The sequence below is a fragment of the Trabulsiella odontotermitis genome (genome assembly GCF_030053895.1).
GTDB lineage: Bacteria > Pseudomonadota > Gammaproteobacteria > Enterobacterales > Enterobacteriaceae > Trabulsiella > Trabulsiella odontotermitis_C.
The window spans coordinates 2,403,906-2,420,182 of sequence record NZ_CP125781.1; the positions used below are offsets into that span (position 1 = coordinate 2,403,906).

General features: G+C 52.7%; 18 protein-coding genes. 11 read left to right on the forward strand and 7 right to left on the reverse strand.

Translation table 11 applies throughout. The features are described 5' to 3' along the window. Positions 1 to 19 precede the first annotated feature (19 nt). Both QMG90_RS11470 and QMG90_RS11475 read right to left on the reverse strand, forming a co-directional pair. The gene (locus QMG90_RS11470) at positions 20 to 520 is read right to left on the reverse strand and encodes a YciE/YciF ferroxidase family protein (RefSeq protein ID WP_283279755.1); all 501 of its coding nucleotides are present in this window, start codon (positions 518 to 520) and stop codon (positions 20 to 22) included. Positions 521 to 617: 97 nt separating this feature from the next. Next, the gene (locus QMG90_RS11475; protein ID WP_038154090.1) at positions 618 to 803 is read right to left on the reverse strand and encodes a con-10 family general stress protein; all 186 of its coding nucleotides are present in this window, start codon (positions 801 to 803) and stop codon (positions 618 to 620) included. Positions 804 to 1,094: 291 nt separating this feature from the next. On the opposite strand from QMG90_RS11475, the gene QMG90_RS11480 reads away from it, so the two are divergent. The 3 genes from QMG90_RS11480 (at position 1,095) to umuC (ending at position 3,819) form a co-directional block, all read left to right on the forward strand. Beyond that, positions 1,095 to 1,979: an SDR family oxidoreductase gene (locus tag QMG90_RS11480; RefSeq protein WP_283279756.1), complete on the forward strand. Its 885-nt coding sequence runs from the start codon at positions 1,095 to 1,097 to the stop codon at positions 1,977 to 1,979. A 155-nt stretch (positions 1,980 to 2,134) separates the two neighbouring features. Next, the gene (gene umuD / locus QMG90_RS11485; RefSeq protein WP_283279757.1) at positions 2,135 to 2,554 is read left to right on the forward strand and encodes a translesion error-prone DNA polymerase V autoproteolytic subunit; all 420 of its coding nucleotides are present in this window, start codon (positions 2,135 to 2,137) and stop codon (positions 2,552 to 2,554) included. Then, positions 2,554 to 3,819, forward strand: coding sequence for a translesion error-prone DNA polymerase V subunit UmuC (gene umuC, locus QMG90_RS11490; protein ID WP_283279758.1), 1,266 nt, complete (start codon positions 2,554 to 2,556; stop codon positions 3,817 to 3,819). Before umuD ends, umuC begins: the two co-directional genes overlap by 1 nt. 1 nt (position 3,820) lies before the next feature. Here umuC and smrA read toward each other — a convergent pair whose 3' ends face one another. Then, the gene (gene smrA / locus QMG90_RS11495) at positions 3,821 to 4,384 is read right to left on the reverse strand and encodes a DNA endonuclease SmrA (RefSeq protein ID WP_283283946.1); all 564 of its coding nucleotides are present in this window, start codon (positions 4,382 to 4,384) and stop codon (positions 3,821 to 3,823) included. 426 nt (positions 4,385 to 4,810) lie between these two features. Here smrA and ogt point away from each other — a divergent pair, with 426 nt between their 5' ends. The 4 genes from ogt to uspE all read left to right on the forward strand — a co-directional run bounded on the left by ogt (position 4,811) and on the right by uspE (position 8,007). Continuing rightward, the gene (gene ogt / locus QMG90_RS11500) at positions 4,811 to 5,326 is read left to right on the forward strand and encodes a methylated-DNA--[protein]-cysteine S-methyltransferase (RefSeq protein ID WP_283279759.1); all 516 of its coding nucleotides are present in this window, start codon (positions 4,811 to 4,813) and stop codon (positions 5,324 to 5,326) included. Positions 5,327 to 5,519: 193 nt separating this feature from the next. Then, complete coding sequence (gene fnr / locus QMG90_RS11505) at positions 5,520 to 6,272, forward strand: fumarate/nitrate reduction transcriptional regulator Fnr (RefSeq protein ID WP_124965872.1); 753 nt, start codon at positions 5,520 to 5,522, stop codon at positions 6,270 to 6,272. Positions 6,273 to 6,528: 256 nt separating this feature from the next. Further along, the gene (locus QMG90_RS11510; protein ID WP_283279760.1) at positions 6,529 to 6,906 is read left to right on the forward strand and encodes an anti-adapter protein iraM; all 378 of its coding nucleotides are present in this window, start codon (positions 6,529 to 6,531) and stop codon (positions 6,904 to 6,906) included. 150 nt (positions 6,907 to 7,056) lie between these two features. After that, a complete protein-coding gene (gene uspE / locus QMG90_RS11515) occupies positions 7,057 to 8,007 on the forward strand; it encodes a universal stress protein UspE (protein WP_283279761.1) in 951 nt (316 codons plus the stop codon). A 47-nt stretch (positions 8,008 to 8,054) separates the two neighbouring features. Here the strand turns inward: uspE and QMG90_RS11520 are convergent, their stop codons facing one another. The 3 genes from QMG90_RS11520 to pntA all read right to left on the reverse strand — a co-directional run bounded on the left by QMG90_RS11520 (position 8,055) and on the right by pntA (position 11,300). After that, positions 8,055 to 8,243, reverse strand: a complete 189-nt coding sequence (locus QMG90_RS11520; protein WP_038154034.1) for a YdiH family protein — start codon at positions 8,241 to 8,243, stop codon at positions 8,055 to 8,057. A gap of 131 nt (positions 8,244 to 8,374) precedes the next feature. Then, positions 8,375 to 9,763, reverse strand: coding sequence for a Re/Si-specific NAD(P)(+) transhydrogenase subunit beta (gene pntB / locus QMG90_RS11525; RefSeq protein WP_283279762.1), 1,389 nt, complete (start codon positions 9,761 to 9,763; stop codon positions 8,375 to 8,377). A 10-nt stretch (positions 9,764 to 9,773) separates the two neighbouring features. Continuing rightward, a complete protein-coding gene (pntA, locus tag QMG90_RS11530) occupies positions 9,774 to 11,300 on the reverse strand; it encodes a Re/Si-specific NAD(P)(+) transhydrogenase subunit alpha (protein ID WP_283279763.1) in 1,527 nt (508 codons plus the stop codon). 520 nt (positions 11,301 to 11,820) lie between these two features. Between pntA and ydgH the strand changes: the two genes are divergently transcribed. The 3 genes from ydgH (at position 11,821) to folM (ending at position 15,094) form a co-directional block, all read left to right on the forward strand. After that, positions 11,821 to 12,771 carry a DUF1471 family protein YdgH gene (ydgH, locus tag QMG90_RS11535; RefSeq protein WP_283279764.1) on the forward strand — a complete coding sequence of 317 codons (951 nt, stop codon included), beginning with the start codon at positions 11,821 to 11,823 and terminating at the stop codon, positions 12,769 to 12,771. Between the two features lie 177 nt (positions 12,772 to 12,948). Next, the gene (locus tag QMG90_RS11540; RefSeq protein ID WP_283279766.1) at positions 12,949 to 14,331 is read left to right on the forward strand and encodes an amino acid permease; all 1,383 of its coding nucleotides are present in this window, start codon (positions 12,949 to 12,951) and stop codon (positions 14,329 to 14,331) included. Between the two features lie 37 nt (positions 14,332 to 14,368). Beyond that, positions 14,369 to 15,094: a dihydromonapterin reductase gene (folM, locus tag QMG90_RS11545; protein WP_283279767.1), complete on the forward strand. Its 726-nt coding sequence runs from the start codon at positions 14,369 to 14,371 to the stop codon at positions 15,092 to 15,094. On the opposite strand, the gene QMG90_RS11550 is transcribed toward folM, so the two are convergent. After that, positions 15,091 to 15,426: a GlpM family protein gene (locus QMG90_RS11550; protein ID WP_283279769.1), complete on the reverse strand. Its 336-nt coding sequence runs from the start codon at positions 15,424 to 15,426 to the stop codon at positions 15,091 to 15,093. The genes folM and QMG90_RS11550 overlap by 4 nt on opposite strands. Before the next feature lie 126 nt (positions 15,427 to 15,552). Here QMG90_RS11550 and rstA point away from each other — a divergent pair, with 126 nt between their 5' ends. Further along, positions 15,553 to 16,269, forward strand: coding sequence for a two-component system response regulator RstA (rstA, locus tag QMG90_RS11555; protein WP_283279770.1), 717 nt, complete (start codon positions 15,553 to 15,555; stop codon positions 16,267 to 16,269). Positions 16,270 to 16,277 lie beyond the last annotated feature (8 nt).

The following is a 16,277-nucleotide window of genomic DNA, read 5'->3' on the forward strand; positions in this document are numbered from 1 at the left end:
CCCTTAATAATTAACGCGATTATGCCGTTTTTTGCGCGCCCTGATTGACTTTCCCTACTGCAATATCAGTAAGTTTCAAATCGGCGCTTTTTTCCTCTTCCAGCGTTTCCGCCAGAAGTTTTACCGCTTTCCGGTAGCCGAGCTGTTCCGCCAGGGTACAAAGCGTACCGTAAGCGGCAATTTCGTAGTGCTCGACTTTCTGGGCCGCGGCAATTAACGCAGCATCACGTACTTCATTTTTTTCCGTGGATTCAATGACTTCATTGGCTTCTTCGATAAGCCCTTCCATAGCAATACATTTCATTCGCTTAATACGAACATTGGCTTCTTGCTCGACAAGCTGATCGATGCGCTCAATTTGCCCCTGGGTTTCTTCAAGGTGGCTGCTGAATGCAGTTTTCAATTGTTCACTGGAGGCTTCTCTTGCCAGTTTGGAAAGGGCACGGGTGAGTTGCTTCTCTGCACTATAAGTATCAGATAATAGATGGATAAAGATATCTTCTATGCTCTGAATTTTCATGCTGTATACTCCTGTATTATTTCCGGAAGCTGCGAGCCCGGAGACCCGCAGCGTGCTCATTTCATTCACAATTGCAATGAAATATTAGTCGTGAAAATTATTTGTCGCCAGATTTACGACCGCCACCATGGCTGCTTTGGCCGCCTTTTTTCCCGGCTTCGGATGCACGTTCAGGGTCATTTTTAAAATTCCCACCGCTGTGCTGTCCGCCTTTACGTCCTGCTTCAGACGCTTTTTCTCGATCTTCTGCGAAATTACCTGAACCGCCTCTATGCTCTGCCATAACGTTACCTTTTTACATTGTTGAAAAAGTAATGACATGCGTTTGCATATCATCGCCGTGGATATTTAACACTAGTCACTACCACCGTATAGTCAAATATAAAAAATCATATTGCGCTACAATAAACGAGACGGCAAAATATGAATAAAACCTTAAAAATAATGAGGTAACAGAGCATCTCTCTTTATGAAAAAATTATTTTCAAGGTTTCTCCTCTAATTATTCTTATTTATCCCACGAACGGCGAAACAGCGTCTATTCTTAAAACTCACGTGTTCAAGGAGGCCAATTATGAGTGACAACGCAAACCACTCGCAGCACTATCCCCGCCCACCCTTTGTTAAACAGCCACAGAATCCGCCGGGACTGGCATCGGAAATGAAACCGATCCCCGATCATGGTGAAACCAGCTACAAAGGGTCTGGACGGCTTCTCGGTAAAAAGGCGCTGATCACCGGTGGTGATTCCGGGATAGGACGCGCTGTGGCTATCGCGTTTGCCCGTGAAGGCGCCGACGTCGCCATCAACTACCTGCCCGAAGAAGAGAGCGATGCGGAAACCGTCATTGAACTCATCAAGGCGGAGGGCGGCAAAGCGATCCCCATCCCGGGGGATATTCGTGATGAGGCCTTTTGTGGTTCTCTGGTGGAAAAAGCAGTCCAGCAACTGGGCGGGCTGGATATTCTGGTGAATAACGCAGGTCGTCAGCAGTATTGCGAATCCATTGAAGATCTGACGACGGAGGCGTTTGACGCGACCTTTAAGACCAACGTTTATGCGACGTTCTGGATCACCAAAGCAGCGCTGCGACACCTGAAAGCCAACGCGGTGATTATTAACACTTCCTCCGTGCAGGCGTTTAAACCCAGCGCTATTCTTCTCGATTACGCTCAGACCAAAGCCTGTCTGGTGGCCTTCACCAAAGCGCTGGCCAAACAGCTCGGGCCGAAAGGCATTCGGGTGAATGCCGTCGCACCGGGGCCTTACTGGACCGTGTTGCAGTCCAGCGGTGGTCAGCCTGAGGAAAAAGTGCAGCAGTTTGGCGCAGACGCGCCATTGGGTCGCCCGGGGCAACCGGTAGAGATCGCACCGCTGTACGTTACCCTCGCCTCCGACGCCTGCTCTTACGCGTCCGGCCAGGTGTGGTGTTCCGACGGTGGGACCGGCACGCTGTAAACCACAACGGCAGGGAAACCTGCCGTTTGTTTTATTGCCAAATTAAATTTCCCCAAACTTCAATATCTTTGGTTGCAGACCCGATAAGCCGCTTGATTCGTTCCGTTAATTCGCAATACTGTATATAAATACAGTATGCAGTAAGGATCACCATCATGCGAACAGCCAGCCAGTCTGAAACCGGAGACAGTAATGCGTTACCGCTCTTTCTTGAGCGCGTCCCCTGCGGTTTTCCGAGCCCTGCGCAGGATTACGTCGAAAGCAGTTTTGATCTGAATAAGTTCGTCATCAGACACCCGTCGGCTACCTATTTCATCCGCGCCACAGGCGATTCAATGATTGACGCCGGGATCCACGATGGTGATTTGCTAATCGTCGATCGCGCGCTCACCGCCGTGGATGGCGATATCGTCATTGCCGCTGTCGAAGGTGAATTCACCGTTAAAGAGTTGCGCACCCGTCCGCGGCTACAGCTGATGCCGCGTAACCCGCTTTTCTCCCCCATCATCATTCACTGTGAAGAGACGCTGGAAATTTTTGGCGTCGTCACTTTTACGCTAAAAGCGAACCGCTGATGTTTGCCCTGGTCGATGTGAACAGCTTTTATGCCTCCTGCGAACGGGTTTTTCGCCCGGATCTCAAAGGCAAGCCCATTGCTGTGGTTTCCAATAACGACGGCTGCCTGATTTCCCTTTCGCCGGAAGCCAGACAACTTGGGCTGAAAATGGGGCAACCCTACTTTAAGCTCAAAAATGATCTGCAGCGCCTTGGCGTCAGCGTGTTCAGCTCTAACTATGAACTGTACGCTGACATGAGCCACCGCGTGATGCTGACGCTGGACGCAATGGCGCCGTCCATGGAAATTTACTCTATCGATGAAGCGTTTCTGGATGTCTCCGGCATTGAAAACTGCCTCAGTCTGGAGACATTTGGCCGCCAGGTGCGGGAGACTGTCTATAAGCACACCGGGTTGTACGTCGGCGTCGGCATTGCGCAAACGAAAACACTGGCCAAACTGGCAAATTATGCCGCCAAACGGTGGCAACAACAGACCGGCGGCGTGGTGAATTTGTCAAATGTCGACCGGCAGCGAAAGTTGCTGGCCAGTATTCCTGCGGATGAAGTCTGGGGCGTGGGGCGTCGGATCACGAAAAAGCTGAATCTGATGGGCATTCAGACTGCGCTGGATCTGGCAAACTGTTCGACCTGGGTGATTCGTAAGCACTTTAATGTGGTTCTGGAACGCACTGTTCGCGAACTCCGTGGCGAGCCTTGTCTGGCGCTGGAGGAGTTTGCTCCCTCAAAACAGCAGATCATCAACAGCCGCTCCTTCAGCCACCGCATTACGCAATATGAAGAGATGCATCAGGCCGTGTGCGCTTATGCAGAGCGCGCGGCGGAAAAGCTACGCGAAGAAAAACAGTATTGCTGCATCATCAGCCTGTTCATGCGTACCAGCCCTCATGCAGAGAACGAGGTGTATTACGCCAACCAGGCCTCTGGTCGTTTAAACACCCCTACCAATGACACGCGGGATATCATCCGCATCACTACGGAAAACCTGAATCGCATCTGGCGCAACGGCTGTCGCTATATGAAAGCCGGCGTGATGCTCAGCGATTTTTACAGTCAGGGTGTGGCGCAACTGAACCTGTTTGATGTGATTCAACCGCAGGCGAATAGTGCAGCGTTGATGGGAGTGATTGATTCACTGAATAAATCAGGCCGGGGCACGATCTGGTTTGCCGGTCAGGGCATCCAGCAGCCCTGGGCCATGAAGCGGGAGATGCTCTCTCCCGCCTGGACCACGCGCTATGAAAGTTTTCCGGTCGCGAAATAATCTAACGGCTACGCTTGGCGTGGCGTTCCCAGTTTTCCTGACGGGCTTCGGCTGATTTGCGCAACGCCACATAGCAGGCGCCGTTTCCGCCGTGGTGCGGCAACGCACAACAGAACGCCTGAACATCGTCGAACTCTGCCAGCCAGCGCGCGAGATAGCTGCGGACGATATTGGCATGAGAATTATCTTCGCGCCCTTTTCCATGAATAATCAGCACATTGCGCAAGCCTTTTTCACAGGACTGACGAATAAAGGCAAACAACTGCTGACGGCACTGCTCCACCGGCTGGCGCAACAGATTCAGGCTGGCCTGCTGGGGGTATTTTCCCTGCCGCAGTTTATCCAGCACGCCGGTCTGGAGCCCTTCGCGTTTAAATTCCAGCGGCGTACCTAACGGGATCACATCCAGAAAACCGGTGGTCAGAAAATTGTCGAGTTGCAGGGTATCGAGGGTTTGCGGCTTGCGCGTGTTTCGGCTCGGCTGCCAGTGCACATCGTTACATCGCTTCAGGGGCTGGACATCCTCCATGGCGTCAAGAAACAGCGATTTGTCGTCAAGGTTCATCATCAATCCTCCAGCAACGTCTGAAGAAGTACTATAGCCGCGCCACCGCGTTGCCACAATATGGCATTCATTAACAATTAAACCGCACTTAACACAATGGTATTCAGATTAATATTTATCAGTTTTGTTAATTGCGTGTGAAATAAGATAAGGAGAGGTATGGAAATATTTCCTGAAAACGCTATAACTCTTATTAGCCCGCACAGGGAAAACGCGCGGGGATAAATAAAGGAAGAATTGCTGTGTGTACTTCGGGGTCTGGCGGATGTCGGCAGGCCCTGATTTTTTATACCTGCCCGTCTCTCCGGCTATATATCCGCGGCGCTGTGTCGTTTGCTTCTCTTTTCGGGGTATGTTGTTGATGTAAAGGGCATGATATCGTGTCGGCAGCTCCTTTCTCCCTCTCGTCGATATACAGGAATGCCCATGTTGAAAATACTTGAAGATAAGATCGCAACCCCGCTGGGGCCATTGTGGATCCTGTGCGATGAGCTATTTTACCTGCGCGCCGTTGAGTGGGAAGAACACAGCGATCGCATGGAACAACTGCTCGATGTTCATTATCGCGCAGAAGGTTATCAACGCGTCGCAGCCAGTAATCCCGGCGGTCTGAGCCAGAAACTGCGCGACTATTTTGACGGCGATCTGGCAATTATTGACACACTACCCTCCGCCACTGCGGGGACGCCGTTTCAGCGTGAAGTCTGGCAAGCGTTACGCACTATTCCCTGCGGTCAGGTGATGCATTACGGCCAACTGGCCGATGTGCTGGGTCGCCCCGGCGCTGCGCGCGCCGTCGGGGCAGCGAACGGTTCTAACCCGGTAAGCGTGGTGGTTCCCTGCCATCGCGTCATTGGGCGCAACGGAACAATGACCGGCTATGCGGGCGGTGTTCAGCGCAAAGAGTGGTTGTTGCGCCACGAAGGTTACCTGCTGCTTTAGCGTTCTGTGCTTTCTGGAACTGTTTGGTAAGTTCAGGGCTCAGCGACGTTAAAATAAGTGCCAGTTTTTCAAAAAGTTGCGGTTTTGAGACTTTTTCACTTTCTAATATTGCGTGAAACGGGATCTACAGACTTACCTGGCCCATAAAAAGATGTTAAAATTGACCAATATCAATTACGGCTTGAGCAGACTTATGATCCCGGAAAAGCGAATTATACGACGCATTCAGTCTGGCGGTTGCGCAATCCACTGTCAGGATTGCAGCATTAGCCAGCTCTGTATCCCGTTCACGCTGAATGAGCACGAGCTTGATCAGCTGGATAATATCATCGAGCGTAAAAAGCCGATCCAGAAAGGACAGACCCTGTTCAAAGCGGGTGATGAGCTGAAATCGCTGTATGCCATTCGTTCAGGCACCATCAAAAGCTATACCATTACCGAGCAAGGCGACGAGCAAATCACCGGTTTCCATCTGGCGGGTGACTTAGTCGGTTTTGACGCCATTGGCACCGGGCATCACCCCAGTTTCGCGCAGGCGCTGGAAACCTCTATGGTCTGCGAAATTCCGTTTGAAACGCTGGATGACCTGTCAGGCAAAATGCCTAACCTGCGCCAGCAAATGATGCGTCTGATGAGCGGAGAGATTAAAGGCGATCAGGACATGATCCTGCTGCTCTCCAAGAAAAATGCCGAAGAGCGTCTGGCTGCTTTTATCTATAACCTGTCCCGTCGTTTTGCACAGCGCGGCTTCTCCCCTCGTGAGTTCCGCCTGACGATGACCCGTGGCGATATCGGTAACTACCTCGGCCTGACGGTCGAAACGATCAGCCGCCTGTTAGGTCGCTTCCAGAAAAGCGGCATGCTGGCGGTGAAAGGCAAGTACATCACCATTGAAAACAGTGATGCGCTGGCCTTGCTGGCAGGCCAGGCACGTAACGTCGCCTGACAGTACACCTTTCTGATGCAAAAGCCGGAACCCTCGTTCCGGCTTTTTTATTTCCACGCTACAAGATAGTAGAAGTACGTAATTAATATTATCTCTCCATTTCCTGTCGAAAAAATAACCCTGCTGTTTTATATCATTAATCAATCCTTGCGCGTAATGTCTTATGGCTCGTATATGTCAGGGATGTTAATCTCATTACGACTTGTCGATTTCCGAAGAGATGTTCTATCGTTATAAATACAGGCAGGAGGTTTATTTGAATAAAGGAGGTGAGATGCATTGGGAGATAAAAAAAATGATCGTGTGCCCGGAAAGCGGCACGGCATATGCCGTCGCCACAACGCCAGGGGATCTGGATATCATCGTCTGGTATAAAGGTTCCTACTTTTTGCGTCCCGGTAATACGTTGACCACCAGTGACTTAGGCTTATTTGTGAACGGTCGACCACGCGATATTAAACTCATCAGTTGTTTTCCCTACAGCCGCTCTTTATGGTTATATTACAAAGTCAGGTCCGCCTGCCCCGGTAATAATAACGAACTCCTTAGTCACTGCAACGATACAGATCATTGCCAGTTTGAATACTGTCCGTATGGCGTGCCTTTATGCCATCAACGTCGCGAGCTGGAATAACGTCTTCTTTCACAGACAGAGACGTGAACATCAACATTTCATCCTTTTTTCTGATTTGTTGATCTGACAGCGTCTCTTTGCTGTTTCATTTTACGCGTATGGGTTATCTTTTAGTTAAAGAATGTAGTTACAGCTGTAAGGAGACCCTGTATGGCAATGTATCAAAACATGCTGGTGGCGATTGATCCGAACCAGGACGACCAACCGGCGTTACGGCGTGCTGTTTATCTGCATCAGCGGATTGGAGGCCGTATCAAGGCCTTCTTACCGATCTACGACTTTTCGTATGAAATGACGACCCTGCTTTCCCCCGACGAACGCACCGCTATGCGTCAGGGGGTTATCAGCCAGCGCACCGCATGGATCCGCGAGCAGGCGAAGTATTACCTTGAAGCCGGTATTCCTATTGATATCAAAGTGGTTTGGCACAACCGTCCATTTGAAGCCATCATCCAGGAAGTCATCAGCGGCGGTCACGATTTGTTGCTGAAAATGACGCACCAGCATGACCGTCTGGAAGCCGTTATTTTTACCCCTACCGACTGGCACCTGCTGCGCAAGTGCCCTTGCCCGGTGTGGATGGTGAAAGATCAGCCCTGGCCGGAAGGCGGCAAAGCGCTGGTCGCGGTTAACCTTGCCAGCGAAGAAGCGTATCACGATTCGCTGAACATCAAGCTTATCAAAGAGACGCTGCAACTGGCCGAGCAGATCAACCATACCGAAGTGCATCTGGTCGGCGCCTACCCGGTTACGCCAATCAACATCGCTATCGAACTGCCGGACTTTGACCCCAGCGTTTATAACGATGCCATTCGCGGGCAACATCTGCTGGCAATGAAAGCGCTACGGCAGAAGTTTTCGATTGCTGAAGAGCAGACGCACGTGGAAAAAGGTTTGCCGGAAGAGGTGATCCCGGATCTCGCCGAGCATCTGCAGGCGGGGATTGTGGTGCTGGGCACTGTAGGGCGCACAGGACTCTCTGCGGCGTTCCTCGGTAATACTGCGGAACAGGTGATAGACCATCTGCGCTGTGACCTGCTGGCGCTCAAGCCTGAGCAGTATCAGACACCGGTCGAACTTGATGACGAAGAAGACGACTAACCACAAAAAAAGCCGCTCTCTGAGCGGCTTTCTCATCGTAAATCACATCAATGGATACCCAAACGCCAGGCAAAATAAATCTCTTCTTTCAGCTCGCTGGAAGATAACGCCATCAAATCGGCGAATTCCAGTTCCAGCTGTTTCAGCTTTTTCAGGTACTGCGCAGGCGTCAACAGGCTGGTATCGCGGCGAAGGTATTCAATGGCCAACTGCGCCGGGGTTATTTCGGTATCCATAACATCCTCATTCGTGTCTAAATCCTGACCAGTATAACACATCAGGCTGGATGTTTTTTGACCATTTGCAATTATTATGTGAATAAAAAAGCCGCCTCCTGAGAAGCGGCCTTAACAACAGGAACGGGTGATCAGAGTTCTTTCAGAATTGCATCCACGCTGGCTTTTGCATCGCCAAAGAGCATCGACGTGTTCTCTTTAAAGAACAGCGGGTTCTGCACCCCGGCATAGCCAGTGTTCATTGAGCGCTTAAAGACGATAACATTTTGCGCTTTCCACACTTCCAGTACCGGCATGCCGGCAATCGGACTCTTCGGATCATCCTGCGCCGCCGGGTTAACGGTGTCGTTAGCGCCAATCACCAGCACGGTGTCAGTATCAGCAAAGTCATCGTTGATTTCGTCCATTTCCAGTACGATGTCATACGGCACTTTCGCTTCCGCCAGCAGTACGTTCATGTGCCCTGGCAGACGTCCTGCCACCGGGTGGATACCGAAACGCACTTTAATTCCACGCGCACGCAGTTTCTCGGTGATTTCCGCCACCGGATATTGCGCCTGCGCCACCGCCATGCCGTAGCCCGGGGTGATAATGACGGAATGCGAGTTTTTCAGTAAATCCGCGGTCTCTTCGGCGCTGATTTCGCGGTGCTCGCCCGCTTCTTCATCACTACCGGTAGAAGAACCATCGGTACCAAAGCCACCGGCAATCACGCTGATAAACGAGCGGTTCATCGCCTTACACATAATGTAGGAGAGGATCGCACCTGACGAACCCACCAGTGCACCGGTCACGATCAGCAGGTCGTTGCTTAGCATAAAGCCTGCCGCCGCCGCCGCCCAACCGGAGTAGGAGTTCAGCATCGATACCACCACCGGCATATCCGCCCCGCCGATGGATGCCACCAGATGCCAGCCAAACGCCAGCGCAATAATGGTCATCACCAGCACCGCCAGCACCTGCAGCCCGACGCTTTCGGTACGGACGAACACAATCAGCAGCAGGAACGAAACGACCAGCGCCGCCAGGTTCATTTTGTGACGGTTTGGCAGCATCAGCGGTTTAGAAGAAATCTTGCCACGCAGTTTACCAAACGCCACGATGGAGCCGGTGAAGGTCACCGCACCGATGAAGATGCCGAGGAACACTTCGGTGAGATGAATGTTCACCAGAATCGGCTCGAGGCCCGGTTCGTGGTAAAGATAGCTGTTGAAGCCAACCAGCACCGCCGCCAGACCCACGAAGCTGTGCAGAATTGCCACCAGTTCCGGCATTTCCGTCATTTCGACTTTCTTCGCCAGACGAATACCGATAGCACCACCGATGATCATCGCGACGAGGATCCATGCTACGTTGCCGGTATCCGGCCCGAAAATGGTTGCGACCAGCGCAATCGCCATCCCGGCGATACCGTAGTAGTTGCCCTGCTGGGACGTCTCATGCTTAGAAAGCCCCGCCAGACTGAAAATAAACAGGATCGCGGCAACAATGTATGCAGCTGTAACTAATCCACCAGACATTTGTTACCCCTTACCCTTTGCGGAACATTTTCAGCATGCGCTGAGTGACGGTGAAACCACCAAAAATGTTAATACTGGCGATCAGTACCGCGATAAAACTGAGGAAGCTGACCCAGCCACCCTGCCCGATCTGCAACAGCGCGCCTACCACAATAATCCCCGAAATAGCGTTGGTGACGGACATCAACGGCGTATGCAGCGCATGTGACACGTTCCACACCACGTAATAACCCACCACGCAGGAAAGCGCGAAAACGGTGAAGTGACCGAGGAACTCTTTCGGCGCCACATCGGCCAGCCAGCCGAACAGGATAATCACCAGCGCCATCAGCGCGTATTTGCGCCACGGCGAAGCCGGTTTTTCCGGCGCTTTCGGCGCGGTATCGACTTTTGCCGCCTGCGGCTGAGCAGAAACCTGAATCGGCGGCGCGGGCCAGGTAATTTCGCCTTCACGCACCACGGTCACGCCGCGCACCACGACATCATCAAAATCAATGGTGACTGTGCCGTCTTTTTCTTTGCACAGCAATTTCATCAGGTTAACCAGGTTGGTGCCGTACAGCTGAGAAGACTGCGTCGGCAGGCGCCCCGGTAAATCGGTATAGCCAATCACCTTCACGCCGCCCGGCGTGGTCACCACTTCGTTGGCGACGGTGTATTCACAGTTACCGCCGTTTTGCGCCGCCAGGTCAACAATCACGCTGCCCGGCGTCATGGAATCAACCATTTCGCGGGTAATGAGCGTTGGTGCAGGTTTGCCGGGAATCAGCGCTGTGGTGACGATGATGTCCACCTCTTTCGCCTGGGCGGCGAAAAGCGCCATTTCTGCCTTAATAAAGGCTTCTGACATCACTTTGGCATAGCCGTCGCCGCTGCCCGCTTCCTCTTCGAAATCCAGCTCGAGGAATTCTGCGCCCATGCTCTGTACCTGCTCTTTAACTTCAGGGCGGGTATCGAAAGCGCGGACAATCGCGCCGAGGCTGTTTGCCGCGCCGATGGCCGCAAGCCCTGCCACCCCGGCGCCGATCACCATCACTTTGGCAGGCGGCACTTTCCCGGCAGCGGTGATCTGCCCGGTAAAGAAGCGGCCGAATTCATGGGCGGCTTCGACGATCGCACGGTAGCCCGCGATATTCGCCATCGAGCTCAGGGCATCCAGCGACTGCGCACGTGAAATACGCGGTACGGAATCCATCGCCATCACGTTAATGTTGCGCGCTGCCAGCTTTTCCATCAGTTCAGGGTTCTGCGCAGGCCAGATAAAGCTGATTAAGGTCGTGCCCGGATTGAGCAACGCGATTTCTTTGTCCGTCGGCGCATTAACCTTGAGAATGACATCCGAATGCCATACGGCATTGCCGGTCACGATCTCTGCGCCCACTGCCGCGAAGGCGCTGTCGTCGAAACTGGCCAGATGCCCCGCGCTGTTTTCAACGGCGACCTCGAAACCGAGTTTGAGTAACTGTTCCACCGTTTTTGGCGTCGCAGCAACCCGGGTTTCCTGGGCCCACCTCTCTTTTGGTACACCAATACGCATAATTTTCCCTTCCATCGGTATGTAATGATGGTTTGTTGAGTCGTCGGCTAAAGCGGGTTGCGCCGCGACGCAAGCCCTTTCTCCGCCTGAAAATAAAACAGTAACAAACTTTCTATAACCTACTGAAAATAACGGCTGCGATCTACATCCTGAAAAAAGTATTTGTGAATTTATTGCGGAAAAAGCATCGCTGCACTGCGCAGCAGCAATATTTACCTTTATTTTAAGACGAGGCCTGATAATTCGCTCTAACGAAGCGGTAAAACGTGATCAATCGCCTGCGGGGAAATGCGTTTTTAACAATACATTAACTTATAAAAGTGGTAACAATAACCTGTTTGACTGTTCAAGCGCCTGTTTTTTCAACATATCGCCAAAAGTTATCTTACTCTGCAATCGACTTCGCACTGGAAATGAAAAATGCCGCAGACAGCAAGCAGAATTAAATGCAATAATCAGCCACGTTTCTATTCAACAACACTACCAGTATCTGGTTTGCGCAAGGCGAAGGATTATTTTTATGAAGCTTAAGTATACACTCCTGGCGTCAGCACTCCTGTCTGCAACTGCCCTGTCAGCCAATGCAGCCACCGAGTTAACCCCGGAGCAAGCGGCAGCACTGAAGCCCTACGACCGCATCGTGATCACCGGCCGCTTTAACGCTATTGGCGAAGCGGTACAGGCAGTTTCCCGCAAAGCGGATAAAGAAGGCGCAGCGTCTTTTTATGTTGTAGATACCTCAGATTTTGGCAACAGCGGTAACTGGCGCGTCACTGCCGACCTTTATAAGAGCGATGCAGGCAAAGCTGACGAACCCGTAAACCGCGTCATTAACGGCGTGACTGAATTACCAAAAGACCAGGCCGTTGAGCTTGAGCCTTTTGACACCGTCACTGTTCAGGGTTTTTTCCGCAGCCAACCGGACGTGAACGATGCCATCACCAAAGCCGCGAAAGCGAAAGGTGCGGCGTCCTTCTTTATTGTTCGCCAGGTTGATGCGAACGATGGCGGCAACCAGCGCGTAACGGCGTTTATCTATAAAGCCGATGCGAAGAAACGCGTTCTGCAGAGCCCGGATGCGATCCCGGCGGATTCCGAAGCGGGCCGCGCAGCACTGGCGAAAGGCGGTGAAGAAGCGAAGAAAGTGGAAATCCCGGGCGTGGCGAGCACCGCTTCCGTCGGCATGGGAACCGGCGTAGGTCGTTTCTTCGAAACGCAATCCTCTAAAGGTGGACGTTACACTGTCACTCTGCCGGACGGCACCAAAATCGAAGAAGTGAATAAAATTACTGCGGCACAGATGGTTCCGTTCGACAGCGTTAAGTTTACCGGCAACTATGGCAACATGACCGAAATCTCCTACCAGGTCGCCAAACGGGCGGCAAAAAAAGGCGCGAAGTATTATCACATCACGCGTCAATGGCAGGAGCGCGGCGGTAACATGACTATCAGCGCCGATCTGTATAAATAAGCGAATACCCTTCACAAAAAGGCGGTTTTTACCGCCTTTTTTCATTTTTTTATGCATACGTCATTGCATGCAGCCTGGACACTTCGTAAAATCCCGCGCCTTAGCGTAATCCACCATGTTTATGCGATTACACACAATAAATATTCTTTCATCCCGATTTTCTGCCACAGGATGCCCATGGAAAAGAAACTAGGTCTAAGCGCGCTAACTGCTCTGGTATTAAGCTCAATGCTGGGCGCTGGCGTGTTCAGTCTGCCGCAAAACATGGCCGCAGTGGCCAGCCCGGCAGCGCTGCTCATCGGCTGGGTGATTACCGGCATCGGGATCCTGTTTCTCGCTTTTGCCATGCTGGTGCTGACGCGAATTCGCCCTGATCTCGATGGCGGTATTTTTACCTATGCCCGTGAAGGATTTGGTGAACTGATCGGTTTTTGCTCAGCCTGGGGGTACTGGCTGTGCGCGGTGATCGCCAATGTGTCTTATCTGGTTATCGTCTTTTCCGCACTGAGTTTCTTTACTGACACGCCGGAACTACGGCTGTTTGGCGACGGTAATACCTGGCAGTCGATCATCGGCGCGTCAGTGCTACTGTGGTTCGTGCATTTCCTTGTCTTGCGCGGCGTGCAGACGGCGGCGAGCATCAACCTGGTCGCGACGCTGGCGAAATTGCTGCCGCTCGGACTGTTTGTGGTGCTGGCGGCGATGGCGTTTCGCCTTGATGTGTTTAGTCTGGATTTCAGCGGTATTGCACTTGGCGTGCCGGTCTGGGAACAGGTGAAAAACACCATGTTGATTACGCTGTGGGTGTTCATCGGCGTGGAAGGCGCCGTAGTGGTCTCTGCCCGCGCACGTAATAAGAATGATGTCGGGCGCGCGACGCTGCTGGCAGTACTTTCTGCGCTGGCGGTTTATCTGCTGGTGACATTGCTGTCGTTGGGCGTAGTCGCCCGCCCGGAACTGGCTGGCATGCGCAATCCGTCAATGGCCGGTCTGATGGTAAACATGATGGGTTCCTGGGGTGAGGTGATTATCGCCGCCGGGCTTATCGTCTCGGTGTGCGGCGCTTATCTGAGTTGGACGATTATGGCGGCCGAAGTGCCTTATCTGGCGGCGACGCACAAAGCGTTTCCGCGCGTCTTTGCCCGTCAGAATAAAAATAGCGCGCCGTCCGCCTCGCTGTGGTTGACCAACATCAGCGTGCAGGTTTGCCTGGTGCTGATCTGGCTGACCGGTTCCGACTACAACACGCTGCTGACCATCGCCTCCGAGATGATCCTCGTGCCCTATTTCCTCGTTGGCGCATTCCTGCTGAAAATCGCCACCCGTCCGCTGCATAAAGCAGTAGGTATCGGCGCCTGCATTTATGGCTTATGGTTATTATATGCTTCCGGCCCGATGCATCTGCTGCTGTCCGTGGTGTTGTATGCGCCGGGGTTACTGGTCTTTCTTTACGCGCGCCGTACGCATCGGCACGATGGCGTGTTGAGACGCCGCGAAATGGCATTAATTGGTTTTATACTGGTTGCCGCCTTCCCGGCAACGTGGATGCTGATGGGGTAACGGTGTTTCCCCGTCGCTGAACGCTAAGGAGACACTGATGGGTACCACCCGACAGCGCCCGGTCCTTATTACTGGTGGAGGTCGACGTATCGGCCTCGCCCTTGCCCACCATTTTATCAATCAGAAACAGTCCGTTATCGTCAGCTATCGCAGCGAATACCCGGCCATTGACGGGTTACGTGAAGCCGGAGCCATCTGCATTCAGGCTGATTTTTCCACGGATGACGGCATTCTGGCGTTTGCGGATGAAGTGAAAAACCACGCGGCGCAGGGTTTACGCGCGATCCTGCACAATGCCAGCGGTTGGGCCGCTGAAAAGAGCGGCATTCCGCTGAGCGACGTGTTGAGCACAATGCTGCAAATTCACGTTCATGCCCCTTATCTGCTCAACCATGCGCTGGAAGGATTACTGCGTGGCCACGGCCACGCCGCCAGCGATATCATTCATTTCACGGATTATGTCGTGGAACGCGGCAGCGACAAGCATATCGCTTACGCCGCCAGCAAAGCGGCGCTGGATAACATGACCCGCTCGTTTGCGCGGAAAATGGCGCCGGAAGTGAAAGTGAACGCCATTGCCCCTTCGCTTATCCTGTTTAACGAAGGCGACGATGCCGACTACCGGCAGCAGGCGCTGAATAAATCGTTGATGAAAACCGCGCCGGGCGAGAAAGAGATCATCGAGCTGGTCGATTATCTGCTGGTCAGTTGCTTCGTGACCGGGCGTTCTTTCGCCGTGGATGGCGGTCGCCATCTGCGTTAGTGGAAGCGACTCCACAGAGCAATTAACACCCAGGCGCTGAGCCCCCAACAGACGACAGCGCCCGTCAGCGCCCATGGAAGCCGCCAGAAGCCAGTGAAATACCACAGCGACAACAGGTAGAGAAAGTACGGAATGATTGACCACATGCCAAAGACGATGGTCGCGCGCAGCGCTTCAATGCCCCGCTCGCTGGCGACAATGTAATGCGCGATCAATGCAAAGGTCGGGAACAGCGGGATTAGCCCGGCAATGTAATAATTTTTGGTTTTCGCCAGAATGCCAATTAGCACCACCACCAGCGCACCCAACGCTGCTTTGATCACCAGCCCCATCGTTTTGCCTTAACATTCAAATAACAAGAATCGGCAGCATAACGGAATTCACTGTGTTTATAAAAGATTAATGGAAGCCGGTTGTCAGCGGGTGTATGTTACTTTTTTTAGTTGCGCATGTAGATTATGAACAAGATTGTTTATGTCGAAGATGATCCCGACGTTGGCGCGCTGATTGCCGCCTATCTGGGCAAGCATGATATGGATGTTGTCGTTGAGCCGCGCGGGGATCGCGCAGAAGAGATTATCGCCAGCGAGAAACCCGATCTCGTGTTGCTGGACATCATGTTGCCGGGCAAAGATGGCATGACGCTATGCCGTGATCTGCGCAACCAGTGGCAAGGACCGATCGTCCTGCTGACCTCCCTCGACAGCGACATGAACCATATTCTGTCACTGGAAATGGGCGCCAGTGATTACATCCTGAAAACCACGCCACCCGCCGTTCTGCTGGCACGCCTGCGGTTGCATTTACGTCAACGCGTCACCCCTGCCGCTGTCACGACGGCATCGTCGTTAACACCGCATAAAGCCCTGCGCTTTGGTTCACTGTCGATTGACCCGGTGAACCGGCAGGTGATCCTCAGCGGAGAAAACGTCGCACTCTCGACCGCTGATTTCGATCTGCTCTGGGAACTGGCAACCCATGCCGGGCAAATTATGGATCGTGACGCATTGCTGAAAAACCTGCGCGGCGTGACCTATGACGGCATGGACCGCAGCGTTGATGTGGCGATTTCCCGTTTACGCAAGAAACTGCTCGACAGCGCGACGGAGCCGTACCGGATCAAAACCGTTCGCAACAAAGGCTATCTTTTCGCGCCCCACGCCTGGGATAACTGACCCAATGA